This is a genomic window from Buttiauxella noackiae ATCC 51607, from assembly GCF_001654865.1.
GTDB lineage: Bacteria > Pseudomonadota > Gammaproteobacteria > Enterobacterales > Enterobacteriaceae > Buttiauxella > Buttiauxella noackiae.
Window position 1 is genome coordinate 52,268 of record NZ_LXEO01000055.1, and the last position, 14,989, is coordinate 67,256.

Sequence of the window (14,989 nt, forward strand, 5' to 3'; positions counted from 1 at the left end):
GTTTTATTTGCGAGATATCTCACAAAACCAGTCTTAGTTAATAGTGAAGCCATTAACTCTAACTTTTGAGACGGATCTCATTTTTCCTTAAGCATTACAAAAATCCAGTAAATGGCATTTTTATCCACTGTCTGCCAACGTCGGGATTGCCTATTGTGTCCGCAATATTCAGGACATGAGCCGCTTAGGCCAGGAGTGCTTTATGAAAGAGTTGGTCCAGATCCTCAAAAATACGCGGCAGCATTTAATGACAGGCGTGTCGCATATGATTCCATTCGTGGTTGCAGGCGGTATTTTGCTGGCTGTTTCCGTCATGTTGTATGGCAAGGGTGCGGTACCAGATGCGCTCAACGATCCCAACCTGAAAAAACTATTCGATATTGGCGTGGCTGGTTTAACGCTGATGGTGCCTTTCCTTGCGGCTTACATCGGTTATTCCATTGCAGAGCGTGCAGCGCTGGCACCTTGTGCGATTGGAGCCTGGGTCGGGAACAGTTTTGGCGCTGGTTTCTTCGGCGCGATTATTGCTGGGATCATCGGTGGCATTGTTGTCTTCTATCTCAAGAGAATCCCCGTACCAAAAATACTGCGCTCGGTGATGCCTATCTTTGTCATTCCTATTATCGGCACTTTTATTACTGCGGGCATCATGATGTGGGGTCTGGGTGAACCTGTCGGTGCATTGACCAGCAATCTAACCCATTGGTTACAAGGGATGCAGCAAGGAAGCATCGTCGTTCTGGCGGTGATTATGGGGCTAATGTTGGCGTTTGATATGGGCGGCCCGGTTAACAAAGTTGCTTACGCTTTTATGCTGATTTGCGTAGCACAGGGCGTGTATAGCGTAGTGGCAATTGCTGCTGTCGGTATTGCCGTTCCACCTCTGGGTCTTGGCCTGGCAACGCTAATGAACCGTAAAAACTTCACCGGAGAAGAACGTGAAGCGGGTAAAGCTGCGGTGGTTATGGGCTGTGTTGGTGTGACTGAAGGCGCTATTCCATTCGCTGCGGCTGACCCGTTACGCGTTATTCCTTCCATCATGCTGGGTTCTGTATGCGGAACGGTTACCGCTGCGTTGATGGGGGCACAATGCTACGCAGGTTGGGGTGGGTTAATCGTGTTGCCGGTTGTTGAAGGCAAGTTTGGTTTTATCGTGGCGTTATTGGTAGGCGCGGTTGTTACGGCAGTCAGTGTGAACCTGTTGAAAACCTTTGCCCGCAAAAAACAGACCGATCTGCCAGCGAAAGCGGAAGATGATTTAGACCTGGATTTTGAAATTAACTGATTGAACAGAAAAGGAATTAACCATGACTAAGATTATTGCTGTTACCGCTTGTCCATCTGGAGTTGCTCATACTTACATGGCAGCTGAAGCATTGGAAAGTGCAGCTAAAGCAAAAGGCTGGGAAGTGAAAGTTGAAACCCAGGGTTCTATTGGTCTTGAAAATGAACTGAGTGCCGCAGATGTTGCCAGTGCTGATATGGTGATTTTGACCAAAGATATTGGCATCAAAATGGAAGAGCGCTTTGCCGGTAAAACCATTGTGCGTGTCAATATTAGCGATGCGGTGAAACGTGCTGACGCCATCATGAGCAAAATTGAAGCCCATCTGGCGCAAACCGCCTGAGCCTTTGAATGACCAGTAAGGAACACATCATGACTCATCGTATCGAACGCCTGAAATTAGCACTGTTTGCCCAGCCGCGAGAAATTTCGCTGGAACGCGCCATGTTGTATACCGCTAGCCACCGTACAACAGAAGGTGAACATGTGTTGTTACGTCGCGCTAAGGCAACGGCGTACATCCTGGATAATGTGCAGATAGTGATTCGTGACGATGAGTTGATCGCGGGTAATCGTACCGTGAAACCGCGTGCCGGGATTATGTCACCGGAGATGGACCCTTACTGGCTGCTAAAAGAGTTGGAACAGTTTTCGACTCGCCCGCAAGACCGTTTTGAGATCAGCGAACAGGATAAAGAGCTGTACCGCGAGCAGCTTTATCCTTACTGGGAAAAACGCTCAATGAAAGACTTCATCAATAGCCAGATGACAGATGAAGTCAAAGCGGCAGTAAAAACGCAAATTTTTAGCGTCAACCAGACCGATAAAGGGCAGGGGCATATCATTATTGATTACCCGCGTCTGCTGCAAAATGGGTTGGGTAGGTTGGTGGCGGAACTGCGTGAGCATTGCCAGCAGGCACCAGGAAATCACTTCTATCAAGCGGCATTGATTTTACTGGAAGCTTCACAGCGACATATCTTGCGCTATGCCGAGTTAGCCGAGACGTTGGCGGCAGAATGCACAGACACCTGTCGTCGCGCTGAGTTACAGAAAATTGCCGAGATTTCGCGCCATAACGCAACTTCCAGACCAGAAGATTTCTGGCAGGCATGTCAGCTGTTTTGGTACATGAATATCATATTGCAGTACGAATCCAACGCCAGTTCGCTATCGCTTGGCCGATTTGATCAGTACATGCTGCCATTTTATCAAGTGTCGCTTAATCGTGGTGAAAGCCCTGCATTCCTGCGCGAGCTGCTGGAATCGCTGTGGGTGAAATGCAATGACATCGTCCTGCTACGCTCCACCAGTAGCGCCCGTTATTTCGCTGGCTTCCCAACGGGATACACCATTTTGCTTGGTGGCCTGACAGAAAATGGGCGCAGCGCGGTGAATGTACTCTCCTTCTTGTGTCTGGATGCCTACCAGAGCATTCAGTTGCCGCAGCCGAATCTTGGGGTGCGCGTGAATGAACTGATTGATCGTCCTTTCCTGCTAAAAACAGCTGAAACTGTGCGGCTGGGAACCGGGATTCCACAAATTTTTAATGACGAAGTTGTGGTGCCTGCTTTCCTTAATCGTGGAGTGTCGCTTGAGGATGCTCGTGATTACGCCGTTGTTGGTTGCGTGGAACTATCTATTCCTGGGAGAACCTACGGTTTGCATGATATTGCCATGTTCAATCTTTTGAAGGTCATGGAAATTGTGCTGCTGGAAAACGAAGGGAACAGCGAACTGGATTATCAGAATTTGTTGCAGCAGATCCGTGACAAAATCCGCCACTACATCAAGCTGATGGTTGAGGGAAGTAACATTTGTGATATCGGCCACCGTGATTGGGCTCCTGTTCCGCTGCTTTCATCATTTATCGATGATTGTCTTTCACATGGCAAAGATATTACTGAGGGTGGAGCTCGTTATAACTTCTCTGGTGTTCAAGGGATAGGTATCGCTAACCTTAGTGATTCGCTATATGCGCTGAATGGCATGGTTTTTGAACAGCAACGCTTAAGTTTTGATGAACTTCTGGCGGTATTGAAAGCGAACTTTGCTACCCCAGAAGGGGAAAAAATACGCGCGCGGCTGATGAACCGCTTCGATAAGTACGGCAACGATATTGATGAAGTAGATAACATTAGTGCTGATCTGCTGCGTTTCTACTGTAAAGAGGTAGAGAAGTATCGTAATCCACGCGGCGGATATTTTACTCCAGGCTCTTACACCGTTTCAGCACATGTGCCATTGGGGGCAGTCGTCGGCGCTACTCCGGACGGGCGTTATGCGGGTGAGCAATTGGCTGATGGTGGTTTATCTCCAATGCTGGGTCAGGACTGTCAGGGGCCAACGGCGGTACTGAAATCGGTCAGTAAATTGGATAATTACTTACTTTCCAACGGCACGTTGTTGAACGTCAAATTCACTCCCAGCACGCTGGAAGGCGATGCCGGGCTTCATAAGCTGGCAGATTTCATTGGCGCATTCACGAAGCTTAAATTGCAGCATATTCAATTCAACGTTGTGAATGCTGAAACCCTACGTGAGGCACAATTACGTCCGCAAGATTTCGCTGGACTGGTGGTCCGTGTGGCTGGATACAGCGCCTTCTTTGTTGAGCTGTCGAAGGAGATTCAGGATGACATTATCCGCCGTACAGCGCATCAACTGTGAGGTTATTGAAGGCGATGCAATAAAAGCACGGATCTTCAATATTCAGCGCTACTCTCTAAATGATGGTCATGGAATCCGCACAGTCGTTTTCTTTAAAGGTTGCCCACATTACTGTCCATGGTGCGCTAACCCGGAGTCTATCTCCGGGAAAATTGAAACCGTAAGACGACTGTCGAAGTGTCTGCATTGCTCAGCCTGTCTGAATGATGCAGATGAATGCCCTTCTGGTGCTATGGAAAGAATCGGTCGCGATTACTCTCTGGCGCAACTGGAAAAAGAGGTGCTTAAAGACGACGTTTTCTTCCGTTCTTCAGGTGGTGGTGTAACGCTTTCTGGCGGGGAAGTTTTGATGCAGGCGGCTTTTGCCACGCGATTTTTAAAACGTCTAAAATTGTTAGGTATTCATACCGCTATTGAGACGGCCGGTGATGCTGCTCCTGAGAAAGTCCTTGCACTGGCAAAGCAGTGTGACGAAGTGTTGTTCGATGTGAAGATTATGGACAGTGAAAAGGCAAAATCAGTGCTGAACATCAACCAGCCCAGAGTTCTGCAAAATCTAAAGATGCTGGTGGAGTCTGGAGTTCATGTGATTCCAAGGGTTCCGCTGATACCCGGCTACACTCTTGAAAGAAGTAATATGGCGGAAATCCTGAAGTTTCTGGCTCCATTAAAACTTACTGAACTTCATTTACTTCCATTCCATCAGTACGGTGAGCCGAAATATCAGTTACTGGGTCGGCCGTGGAATATGAAGGGTATTGCACCACCTGATGTATCAGTTATCGCCCCGTTGCAACAGATGGCAGAAAATGCAGGATTCCGTGTGACAATGGGTGGCTAGCCTTAATGGAGGATCGTGAGGATGACTCGACATCTGGTTGCAGTAACGGCATGTGTCAGTGGTGTCGCTCACACCTATATGGCTGCCGAGCGGCTCGAAAAACTCTGCCAGCAAGAAAAGTGGTCGGTAAAAATAGAGACTCAGGGAGCGCTGGGAATTGAAAACGAACTGACTCAAATGGATATTGAGCAAGCAGACGTTGTATTGCTAATTACTGATATTGAACTGGCGGGCGCGACACGCTTCACTCATTGCCGTTGCGTACAAACCGGTATTAATGCGTTCCTTCGGGAGCCGCAAAAAACGATGTCAGCAGTGCGACGAATTTTTGGTACTCCGCAACATACGCATATCATTCTGAGTTGATGGATTTTTCAGTGAACTGGCTGTGATACTGGCGTCGATATTCAGATGGTGACCTGTCCGTATTTTTTCTAAACAGGCGGCAAAAATAGTTACTGTCGATAAATCCGCAGGCGTGAGCCACTTCCTTAACTTTCAGATCGTAGCGTTTAAGCAACGTTTTGGCATGTTCCAGGCGGGTGTAGTTAAGGTATTCATTAAAGCCCACCGCGCCCGTTTTTTGGAACAAGTGTGAAAGATAGTTGGGTGAGATGTAAAACGCTTGAGCGACGGATTCTCGGGTCAACGGCTCGGCATATTTTTCATCAATATATTCACGCACGGCTTCGAATAATGCCTGGCCGCGTGATGCTGTCTGGATCTGGCTGCCAAGCAGGTCAGTGCAATGGCTGAGAATACTGCTGACGATAAACCGCGCCGTTTGCTGTTCGTGAGGTTGCATCACTAGCTCATTAAGCGCCTGTAACAAAAACGAGCCGATTCTTGGCCCGCGGCGGGCGACGTTCTGTTTACCCAGTATTTTAAAAGTCACGCCATCCCATTCCAGAATGCTGAACCCAAGCTGCTGTTTACCAAACAAAATACTTAACGTTGTAACTGGCGTATTCCATTGTGGGCTGTTCCAGCATTTTGCCGGAACGTAAAGCACATCATGTTGTTCTAGTCTGGCGGGCATACCTGCGTCACAGGCATCCATCAAAACACCATCCAACACCACTTCAATTCTTGGGAAATCAACCTGATATGCAAGCTCCGATGGGGCAATCTGGTTATTAGCAAACCAGACGTGTTGAATGCCCGATGGGCTGTTCAGCAGGCGTGAAATAATTTGGCTTACGTCGTAATTCATGGTGGCCCGCAGCGGGTTAACAGGGATAAGTTATGGTGCCACATTGGTACTGTTTTGCGCATCAGTAAAAATAAAAAACCCCGCATGCGCGCGGGGTTTTAGTTAAGCCCATTCTCAGACTTAACCCGTGTTACGCATACCAGCTGCGACACCTGCGATGGTGACCATCAGTGCCTGTTCAACACGAGCATCCGGCTCATCACCTTTCTCTTCAGACTGGCGTGAACGGTGTAGCAATTCGGCCTGCAACACGTTCAAAGGGTCGGTGTAGATGTTACGCAGTTGGATGGATTCGGCAATCCATGGCAGGTCAGCCATGAGGTGCGAATCGTTGGCGATATCCAGAACGACTTTGATATCGGCTTCCAGTTGGTCACGTAATTGTGCGCCAAGGGCCCACAACTCTGGCTTCACCAGGCGCTGATCGTAGTATTCCGCAAGCCACAAGTCTGCTTTGGCAAATACCATTTCCAGCATACCGAGGCGTGTGGAGAAGAACGGCCAGTCGCGGCACATAGTTTCCAGTACGTCTTGTTTGCCATCTTCCACCACTTTTTGCAGCGCGGCACCGGCACCCAACCAGGCCGGCAGCATCAGGCGGTTCTGCGTCCAGGCGAAGATCCATGGAATCGCACGCAAAGATTCAACGCCACCGTTAGGTTTTCGTTTGGCAGGACGCGAGCCCAGCGGCAGTTTACCCAGTTCCAGCTCGGGTGTTGCCGAACGGAAGTACGGCACGAAGTCTTCGTTTTCGCGAATATATCCACGATACATATCGCAGGAGGTTACAGACAGATCCTCCATGATATGTTTCCACTCTTTCTTAGGCTCTGGCGGCGGCAGAAGGTTGGCTTCGAGAATCGCGCTGGTATAGAGCGACAGGCTGCTGATGGTGATTTCTGGCAGACCGTATTTAAAGCGAATCATCTCGCCTTGCTCCGTCACACGCAGGCCACCTTTCAGACTACCCGGCGGTTGAGAAAGCAGTGCGGCGTGCGCTGGTGCACCACCACGGCCGATAGAACCACCGCGTCCGTGGAACAGCGTCAGAGTAATTCCGGCTTTCTCGCAGGTTTTGATCAGCGCGTCCTGAGCCTGGTACTGTGCCCAGGATGCTGCCATTACGCCTGCATCTTTTGCAGAGTCAGAATAGCCAATCATGACCATCTGTTTGCCCTGGATAAATCCGCGATACCACTCGATGTTCAGCAACTGAGTCATCACGTCGTCGGCGTTGTTCAAGTCGTCGAGTGTTTCAAACAGTGGTGCGACAGGCAGAGCGAAAGTGCAACCCGCTTCCTTCAGCAATAAGTGAACGGCCAGCACGTCAGATGGTGTTTTTGCCATGGAAATAACGTAAGCGGCAATAGAACCACGTGGCGCTTCGGCAACCACTTTACAGGTTTCCAGTACTTCACGAGTATCGTCGCTTGGTTCCCACTGGCGTGGCAAAAGTGGGCGCTTAGAGTTCAGTTCACGGATCAGGAAAGCTTGTTTGTCTGCTTCAGACCAGCTTTCGTAATCGCCAATACCCAGGTAGCGCGTCATTTCACCCAGAGCTTCGGTATGACGGGTGCTTTCCTGGCGAACGTCGATGCGCACTAGCGGTACGCCGAAGCTTTTCACGCGGCGTAGGGTGTCGAGCAACTGGCCGTTGGCAATAATGCCCATTCCACAAGCTTGCAGCGACTGGTAACACGCATAAAGTGGGTCCCAGAGCTGTTCGTTTTGCGTTAACAAACCTTCTGGTTTCGGCAGGCGCTGGCCTTTCAGGCGCGCTTCGAGCCAGGCTTGAGTAGCCAGTAATTGCTGGCGAACGCCTTTCATAATGCAGCGATACGGTTCTTGTGACGCGTCAGGGCCAGCCAGTTCGCTCAGCTCAGGTGTACATTCCACCATCGAGAGTTCGGAAATCAGCACCTGAATATCACGCAGGAATAAGTCGGTTGCTTTCCAGCGGCTTAACAGCAGGACGTGACGGGTAATATCAGCGGTCACGTTCGGGTTGCCGTCGCGGTCGCCCCCCATCCAGGAAGTGAAACGTACCGGAACAAAATCGACTGGCAGTTTGTAATTCAGATTGTCTTCGAGTTGCTCATTCAGCTCACGCAGGTAGTTTGGAACACCTTCCCACAGGCTGTTTTCTACTACCGCAAAGCCCCATTTTGCTTCATCTACTGGAGAAGGGCGGTGCTTACGAATTTCATCGGTGTGCCAGGCTTGAGCTACCAGTTGGCGCAGACGGCGCATAATCTGGTTACGCTCGTAGTCGGCGATATCACTGTGGTCGAGTTGTTTCAGACAGCTGTTTACTTCAACCAGCTTGTGAATCAGGGTGCGACGGGTAATTTCTGTTGGGTGTGCGGTCAGCACTAATTCCAATGAAAGAGACTCAACAGCATCACGAATGGCGGCTTCACTAAGGTCAGGCTGATTTTTTAATTTTTGGAGAGTCTTAGCGATAACTTCGGGATTACTGGCAGCTTCGCCATTGGCTGAAATGCTGTGATATTGCTCGGCGGTGTTGGCCAGATTCAGGAATTGGCTGAATGCGCGGGCTACTGGGAGTAGTTCGTCGTTAGATAGGTTTTGTAGCGTGGTTAACAACTCCTGACGGTTCGCCTCATTGCCCGCCCGTGAGGACTTAGACAATTTGCGGATTGTTTCTACGCGGTCAAGAATGTTTTCACCTAATGCATCTTTGATGGTATCCCCGAGCAACTTGCCGAGCATACTGACATTACTTCGCAAAGCGGAATATTGTTCGTTCATTGTAGTCCCACACACCCCATCTTTTTATGTAACTTAATTTCACCCGTGAAGGTTCAACACCGTCTTTATAAAGCCACGTAAGTCATCATTCGTCAATTGCTACGAAATCGTTTCAGCAAACGAATAAATGACGCTAATTCATGAAATTTAATTACTAACTTCGTAGATAAGCGTTTCTTATGAGGATCCGCTAAAAAGCAGCGTAAAAAGGGGGCAAAACCCCCTGAATCGCTATTTTTTAATGCCAACAAAAATGATGAATTACCTGTGTAATGAGTTTGCGAGTCGGCTCTATAAAGCGTGTTTCGATGTATTCGTCTGGCTGATGAGCCTGGTTTATGGAGCCGGGCCCCAGAACAAGCGTAGGGCAAATGGTCTGAATAAATGGCGCCTCGGTGCAGTAGTTCACTACTTCGGTCTGCGCACCCAGTAATTTCTCAACGACTTGCACCAATTGATGGTCTTTAGCGCATTCATAGCCCGGAATTGGTGGATGAAGTTCAGATACCGTCAGGCGGCCAGGCCATTTCTGGCTAACGGGTTCTAATGCTTCATTAAGTAAACCATTCAGATCATTTAATGTCAGGCCTGGCAGCGGGCGAATATCCATATGCAGTTCACAGCAGGCACAAATACGGTTGGCGGCATCGCCACCACTAATATGTCCGAGGTTTAGCGTTGGGTATGGCACAGTGAAAGCATCGTGGTGATAACGCTCTTTCAAGGTGTTTTTCAGCGACATGATATGGCCGATAGCATCGTGCATCAGTTCGATAGCATTTACGCCGCGAGCCGGATCGCTTGAGTGGCCAGATTGCCCAAGAATACGAATTGCATTTGAAAGATGCCCTTTGTGGGCGCGTACAGGCTGTAAAGAGGTTGGTTCACCAATGATCGCGCAATCCGGGCGAATATGCGTAGTTTCAGAGAAATAGCGCGCGCCCGCCATCGTCGTTTCTTCGTCCGCTGTCGCCAGAATATAGAGAGGCTTTTTAAGCGTCGTCACATCAACATCGCGCAGCGAATCTAGAATAAAAGCAAAGAAGCCTTTCATATCGGCAGTGCCGAGGCCGTAAAGTTTATTTTCATGCTCTGTCAGCGTAAACGGGTCACGTGTCCAGCGACCATCATCAAACGGCACCGTATCGGTATGCCCCGCCAGCAGTAAGCCGCCAGCACCATTTCCGGTGCTCGCCAACATATTGAATTTATTTCGCGTGCCGGGAACCGATTGTACTTCTACATTGAAGCCCAGGTCGCGGAACCATCCCGCCAGTAAATTGATTAAAGACTCATTGCTCTGATCCAACGCACTGTCGGTGGCACTGATGGAAGGAGTCGCGATCAACGCGCGGTAAATCTCGATAAAAGGAGGTAATTTCATCTTCACTGTTGACAGGCCTTAGCTAGGGTTGGTATACATAATCATGCAGTTATATTGAATAAAAATACAATATTCACTGCCGTAAGGGAACCCCTGGTTCCGGTGGATTTAACCACGTAATTATACGTTGGGTGATGGCTTACCAGCTGGCACCTTTAGCAGACACAACCTAAGAAGGTGTACAGCCGAGATGTTGAATACGCTGATTGTTGGTGCCAGCGGTTATGCAGGCGCAGAGCTTGTGAACTATTTGAATCGCCATCCTCATATGAACATAACCGCATTGACGGTTTCAGCGCAAAGTAATGACGCAGGAAAATTGATATCTGACTTGCATCCGCAATTAAAAGGTATCGTCGACATGCCGTTACAGGCGATGTCGGATATCAGCGAATTTACTGACGGCGTAGATGTGGTGTTCCTCGCAACAGCCCATGAAGTGAGTCACGATCTGGCGCCACAATTTCTGGCAAAAGGCTGCGTTGTTATCGACCTTTCCGGTGCATTTCGCGTTAACGATGCCGAGTTTTATCAGCGTTATTACGGCTTTACCCATCAACATCCCGAATTGCTGGAACAGGCGGTTTATGGCCTTGCTGAATGGCAGAGCGACAAGCTAAAAGAAACCAGTTTGATTTCAGTTCCTGGCTGCTACCCAACTGCTTCACAGCTGGCGCTAAAACCGCTGATTGAAGCCGGATTGCTGGATTTGAACCAATGGCCTGTGATCAACGCGACCAGCGGTGTGAGTGGTGCAGGGCGTAAAGCGGCGATTTCCAACAGCTTTTGCGAAGTGAGCCTGCAACCGTATGGCATTTTTAATCATCGCCATCATCCAGAAATTGCAACGCATCTCGGCACCCCAGTTATTTTCACACCTCACCTGGGCAACTTCCCGCGTGGGATTCTGGCGACCATTACCTGTCGTCTGAACAAAGGTGTTACGCATCAGCAAATAGCCGATGCGTTTAATCAGGCTTATCAGGATAAACCGTTGGTGCGCTTGTACGACAAAGGCGTGCCAGCACTGAAAAATGTGGTTGGCCTGCCGTTCTGCGATATCGGTTTTGCCGTGCAGGGCGAGCATCTGATTGTCGTCGCCACCGAAGACAATTTACTGAAAGGCGCATCGGCACAGGCCGTGCAGTGCCTGAATATCCGTTTTGGCTTTGCCGAAACGCAGTCTCTTATTTAACCAGCGGTCGAGTGAAATCATCATGAATCCATTAATTATCAAATTAGGCGGCGTACTGCTGGATAGCGAAGAAGCGCTGGAACGTTTGTTTACCGCGTTGGTGAACTATCGTCAGTCTCATCAACGCCCGCTGGTGATAGTTCACGGTGGCGGTTGCCTGGTCGATGAGTTGATGAAAAAGCTTTCTTTGCCAGTGACCAAAAAAAATGGTCTGCGCGTAACGCCTGCCGATCAGATTGACATCATTACCGGTGCGCTGGCGGGTACGGCGAACAAAACCTTGTTGGCGTGGGCAAAAAAACATGACATCAATGGTGTCGGTCTTTGCCTCGGCGATGGCGACAGCGTCACCGTCACTAAACTGGATGAAGAGTTGGGCCATGTGGGCCTGGCAAAACCGGGTTCAGCCAGACTGATTACCACGCTTTTAGATTCTGGTTTCCTGCCGATTGTCAGCTCTATTGGCGTGACCGTCGAAGGCGAGTTGATGAATGTGAATGCTGACCAGGCGGCTACGGCGCTGGCAGCAACCCTCGGCGCGGATTTAATTCTGCTGTCAGACGTCAGCGGTATTCTGGATGGTAAAGGGCAACGTATTGCAGAAATGACGGCGGCGAAAGCTGAGCAGTTAATTGCTCAGGGCATCATTACCGACGGCATGATAGTTAAAGTTAACGCGGCGCTGGATGCAGCACGCACGCTGGGTCGCCCGGTGGATATCGCATCCTGGCGTCACGCGGAGCAGTTACCTTCTTTGTTCAACGGTGTAGCCATTGGCACCCGGATTCTGGCCTAGTTTAAAAATAAGTTTTTGAAGGATAAGACAATGCAAAATCACGGCATCAAAAAAATCGTTCTCGCATACTCTGGCGGCCTGGATACTTCTGCCATCATTCCATGGCTGAAAGAAAACTACGGCGGCTGTGAAGTGGTCGCATGTGTTGTAGATATTGGCCAGGATCGTGAAGACCTGAAAGGCGTAGAACAAAAAGCACTGCGCTCTGGCGCAACTGAGTGCTACGTCGTAGATGCACGTGAAGAGTTCATCAGTGACTATGTTTACCCAGTATTGCAGACCGGCGCGCTGTACGAAGGCACCTATCTGCTGGGGACTTCTATGGCACGTCCGCTTATCGCTAAAGCGCTGGTGGATGTAGCAAATAAAGTTGGCGCAGATGCGCTGTGCCACGGTGCGACCGGCAAAGGTAACGACCAGGTGCGTTTCGAGTCTGCATGGGCGGCACTGGCACCACATCTGAAAGTGGTTGCGCCATGGCGTGAATGGAACCTGCGTTCCCGTGAAGCGCTGCTTGATTACCTGAAAGAGCGTGATATCCCAACTACCGCTTCTCTTGAAAAAATCTACAGCCGTGACGAAAACGCCTGGCACATCTCCACCGAAGGCGGCGTGCTCGAAAGTCCTTGGAATGCACCGAACAAAGATTGCTGGGTCTGGACTGTTGATCCTAAAGAAGCACCAGATCAGGCTGAAGACGTTACCGTTACCGTTAAGAAAGGCAAAGTCGTTGCCGTTAACGGTGAAGCGATGACGCCATTCCAGTGCCTGGAAACACTGAACAAGATTGGTTCTAAGCACGGCATCGGTCGTATTGATATCGTAGAGAACCGTCTGGTGGGGATTAAATCCCGTGGCTGCTACGAAACCCCAGGAGGCACCATTATGATGGCTGCACTGCGTGGCGTTGAGCAGCTGGTTCTGGATCGCGATAGCTTCAAATGGCGTGAGCAACTGGGGCTGGAAATGTCCTACGTGGTTTACGATGGCCGTTGGTTCGCACCGCTGCGTAAATCTCTGCAGGCATCTGCTGAATCTCTGGCAGAAGAAGTGAACGGTGAAGTGATTCTTGAGCTGTATAAAGGCCATGTCACTGCGAAGCAGAAAAAGTCTCCAAACAGCCTGTATAGCGAAGAGTTCGCAACATTCGGCGAAGATGAAGTTTATGACCACAGCCACGCTGGCGGTTTTATCCGTCTGTTCTCGTTGTCGTCACGGATTCGTGCTTTGAACGAATTGAAGAAGTAATCAGGCTATCTTACTTGCCATTTTGAACCCGGGCAGTGCTCAGAATCCTCGCGTACTACATGTACGCTCCGGTTCCTGCGTGCTGGCCGTGTCCAAACTGTCTTCGACGATAACGCCTGAGGGTATTTAAGTAACTTAATTTAATGGAGCATCAATATGGCACTTTGGGGTGGACGTTTTACTCAGGCAGCAGATCAGCGGTTCAAATCGTTCAATGATTCATTGCGCTTTGACTACCGACTGGCTGAGCAAGATATTGTGGGTTCTGTCGCCTGGTCCAAAGCGCTGGTTACTGTTGGTGTTCTGACTGTTGCTGAGCAGCAGGAGCTTGAGCAGGCATTGAACTTCCTGTTGGAAGAAGTGCTGGCAAATCCGCAGGCAATTCTTGAGAGCGATGCGGAAGATATTCACAGCTGGGTGGAAGGCAAACTCATCGATAAAGTCGGTGCGTTGGGTAAGAAACTCCACACTGGTCGTAGCCGTAATGACCAGGTCGCCACTGACCTTAAATTGTGGTGCAAAATGCAAATCAGTGAGCTGCTGGGGGCCACTCGCCAACTGCAACATGCGCTGGTTGAAACCGCCGAAAATAACCAGGATGCGGTAATGCCGGGTTATACGCACTTGCAACGCGCGCAGCCGGTGACTTTTGCACACTGGTGCCTGGCCTATGTTGAAATGCTGGCGCGCGATGAAAGCCGTTTGCAAAGCACGCTTGAGCGTCTCGACGTTAGCCCGTTGGGCAGCGGCGCATTGGCTGGTACAGCCTATGAAATCGACCGTGATCAACTTGCGGGCTGGTTAGGTTTTGCATCTGCGACGCGCAACAGCCTGGACAGTGTGTCTGACCGTGATCACGTGCTTGAACTGCTTTCTGACGCATCTATCGGCATGGTTCACTTGTCTCGCTTTGCTGAAGACCTGATTTTCTTCAACACCGGCGAAGCAGGGTTTGTTGAGTTATCTGATCGCGTGACCTCTGGCTCTTCATTGATGCCTCAAAAGAAAAACCCGGATGCGCTGGAGCTGATTCGTGGCAAATGTGGCCGTGTGCAGGGAGCTTTGACTGGCATGATGATGACCCTGAAAGGGCTGCCGCTGGCGTATAACAAGGATATGCAGGAAGACAAAGAAGGCCTGTTCGACGCGCTCGACACCTGGCTTGATTGCTTGCATATGTCCGTGCTGGTGCTCGATGGCATTCAGGTGAAACGTCCGCGTTGTAAAGAAGCTGCTGAGCAGGGTTATGCTAACGCAACCGAGCTGGCTGATTATCTGGTAGCGAAAGGCGTTCCGTTCCGTGAAGCGCACCATATCGTGGGTGAAGCGGTGGTAGAAGCAATTCGCCAGGGCAAAGCACTGGAGGCATTGTCGCTTGCTGATTTACAGAAATTTAGTGGCACAATCGGTGATGATGTTTATCCGATTTTGTCTCTGCAATCGTGCCTGGATAAACGTGCAGCTAAGGGCGGCGTCTCTCCTAAACAGGTGGCTTTGGCGATTGCCGATGCGAAGCAGCGCCTGGTGTAAATGATTTGCAGGATAAAATGAGCCTGGCCTTCTGCCGGGCTTTTTTGTATCTAAT

Annotated in this window: 12 protein-coding genes; 9 read left to right on the forward strand and 3 right to left on the reverse strand. The window is 49.9% G+C overall.

All coding sequences use genetic code 11. The features are described 5' to 3' along the window. Nucleotides 1-202 precede the first annotated feature (202 nt). From M979_RS18165 to M979_RS18185, 5 genes are read left to right on the forward strand one after another with little or no spacing between them, the layout of a single operon-like run. Nucleotides 203-1,285 carry a PTS fructose transporter subunit EIIC gene (locus tag M979_RS18165; RefSeq protein WP_034461402.1) on the forward strand — a complete coding sequence of 361 codons (1,083 nt, stop codon included), beginning with the start codon at nt 203-205 and terminating at the stop codon, nt 1,283-1,285. 22 nt (nt 1,286-1,307) lie between these two features. Further along, the gene (locus M979_RS18170) at nt 1,308-1,628 is read left to right on the forward strand and encodes a PTS fructose-like transporter subunit IIB (RefSeq protein ID WP_034461400.1); all 321 of its coding nucleotides are present in this window, start codon (nt 1,308-1,310) and stop codon (nt 1,626-1,628) included. A gap of 29 nt (nt 1,629-1,657) precedes the next feature. Further along, the gene (locus M979_RS18175) at nt 1,658-3,955 is read left to right on the forward strand and encodes a formate C-acetyltransferase (RefSeq protein ID WP_064555950.1); all 2,298 of its coding nucleotides are present in this window, start codon (nt 1,658-1,660) and stop codon (nt 3,953-3,955) included. Then, nucleotides 3,921-4,796, forward strand: coding sequence for a [formate-C-acetyltransferase]-activating enzyme (locus M979_RS18180; RefSeq protein ID WP_064555951.1), 876 nt, complete (start codon nt 3,921-3,923; stop codon nt 4,794-4,796). The genes M979_RS18175 and M979_RS18180 overlap by 35 nt, the downstream gene beginning before the upstream one ends. 21 nt (nt 4,797-4,817) lie before the next feature. Next, nucleotides 4,818-5,162: a PTS fructose-like transporter subunit IIB gene (locus tag M979_RS18185; RefSeq protein ID WP_034461396.1), complete on the forward strand. Its 345-nt coding sequence runs from the start codon at nt 4,818-4,820 to the stop codon at nt 5,160-5,162. Here the strand turns inward: M979_RS18185 and M979_RS18190 are convergent. From M979_RS18190 to argE, 3 genes are all read right to left on the reverse strand, one after another. Continuing rightward, entirely contained in the window at nt 5,149-6,009 is an 861-nt protein-coding gene (locus tag M979_RS18190; RefSeq protein WP_064555952.1) for an AraC family transcriptional regulator, read from the reverse strand. The two genes, M979_RS18185 and M979_RS18190, sit on opposite strands and share 14 nt — an antisense overlap. Nucleotides 6,010-6,129: 120 nt before the next feature. Beyond that, nucleotides 6,130-8,781, reverse strand: coding sequence for a phosphoenolpyruvate carboxylase (ppc, locus tag M979_RS18195; protein ID WP_064555953.1), 2,652 nt, complete (start codon nt 8,779-8,781; stop codon nt 6,130-6,132). A 238-nt stretch (nt 8,782-9,019) separates the two neighbouring features. After that, nucleotides 9,020-10,171, reverse strand: coding sequence for an acetylornithine deacetylase (argE, locus tag M979_RS18200; protein ID WP_034461392.1), 1,152 nt, complete (start codon nt 10,169-10,171; stop codon nt 9,020-9,022). A gap of 184 nt (nt 10,172-10,355) precedes the next feature. On the opposite strand from argE, the gene argC reads away from it, so the two are divergent. The 4 genes from argC to argH all read left to right on the forward strand — a co-directional run bounded on the left by argC (nt 10,356) and on the right by argH (nt 14,934). After that, nucleotides 10,356-11,360: an N-acetyl-gamma-glutamyl-phosphate reductase gene (argC, locus tag M979_RS18205; protein ID WP_064555954.1), complete on the forward strand. Its 1,005-nt coding sequence runs from the start codon at nt 10,356-10,358 to the stop codon at nt 11,358-11,360. Between the two features lie 19 nt (nt 11,361-11,379). Then, nucleotides 11,380-12,156 carry an acetylglutamate kinase gene (gene argB, locus M979_RS18210; RefSeq protein ID WP_157093270.1) on the forward strand — a complete coding sequence of 259 codons (777 nt, stop codon included), beginning with the start codon at nt 11,380-11,382 and terminating at the stop codon, nt 12,154-12,156. 30 nt (nt 12,157-12,186) lie between these two features. Further along, nucleotides 12,187-13,404, forward strand: coding sequence for an argininosuccinate synthase (locus M979_RS18215; RefSeq protein WP_034461389.1), 1,218 nt, complete (start codon nt 12,187-12,189; stop codon nt 13,402-13,404). Between the two features lie 156 nt (nt 13,405-13,560). Next, complete coding sequence (gene argH / locus M979_RS18220) at nt 13,561-14,934, forward strand: argininosuccinate lyase (protein ID WP_064555956.1); 1,374 nt, start codon at nt 13,561-13,563, stop codon at nt 14,932-14,934. The last annotated feature ends 55 nt before the right edge of the window (nt 14,935-14,989 follow it).

Excerpts from the sequence above, each read along its gene's own strand:
- M979_RS18180 (WP_064555951.1), top strand. The coding sequence starts at position 3,921 with ATGACATTATCCGCCGTACAGCGCATCAACTGTGAGGTTATTGAAGGC.
- M979_RS18170 (WP_034461400.1), top strand. The coding sequence starts at position 1,308 with ATGACTAAGATTATTGCTGTTACCGCTTGTCCATCTGGAGTTGCTCAT.
- argC (WP_064555954.1), top strand. The coding sequence starts at position 10,356 with ATGTTGAATACGCTGATTGTTGGTGCCAGCGGTTATGCAGGCGCAGAG.
- M979_RS18175 (WP_064555950.1), top strand. The coding sequence starts at position 1,658 with ATGACTCATCGTATCGAACGCCTGAAATTAGCACTGTTTGCCCAGCCG.
- M979_RS18215 (WP_034461389.1), top strand. The coding sequence starts at position 12,187 with ATGCAAAATCACGGCATCAAAAAAATCGTTCTCGCATACTCTGGCGGC.
- M979_RS18185 (WP_034461396.1), top strand. The coding sequence starts at position 4,818 with ATGACTCGACATCTGGTTGCAGTAACGGCATGTGTCAGTGGTGTCGCT.
- M979_RS18190 (WP_064555952.1), bottom strand. The coding sequence starts at position 6,009 with ATGAATTACGACGTAAGCCAAATTATTTCACGCCTGCTGAACAGCCCA.
- argH (WP_064555956.1), top strand. The coding sequence starts at position 13,561 with ATGGCACTTTGGGGTGGACGTTTTACTCAGGCAGCAGATCAGCGGTTC.
- ppc (WP_064555953.1), bottom strand. The coding sequence starts at position 8,781 with ATGAACGAACAATATTCCGCTTTGCGAAGTAATGTCAGTATGCTCGGC.
- M979_RS18165 (WP_034461402.1), top strand. The coding sequence starts at position 203 with ATGAAAGAGTTGGTCCAGATCCTCAAAAATACGCGGCAGCATTTAATG.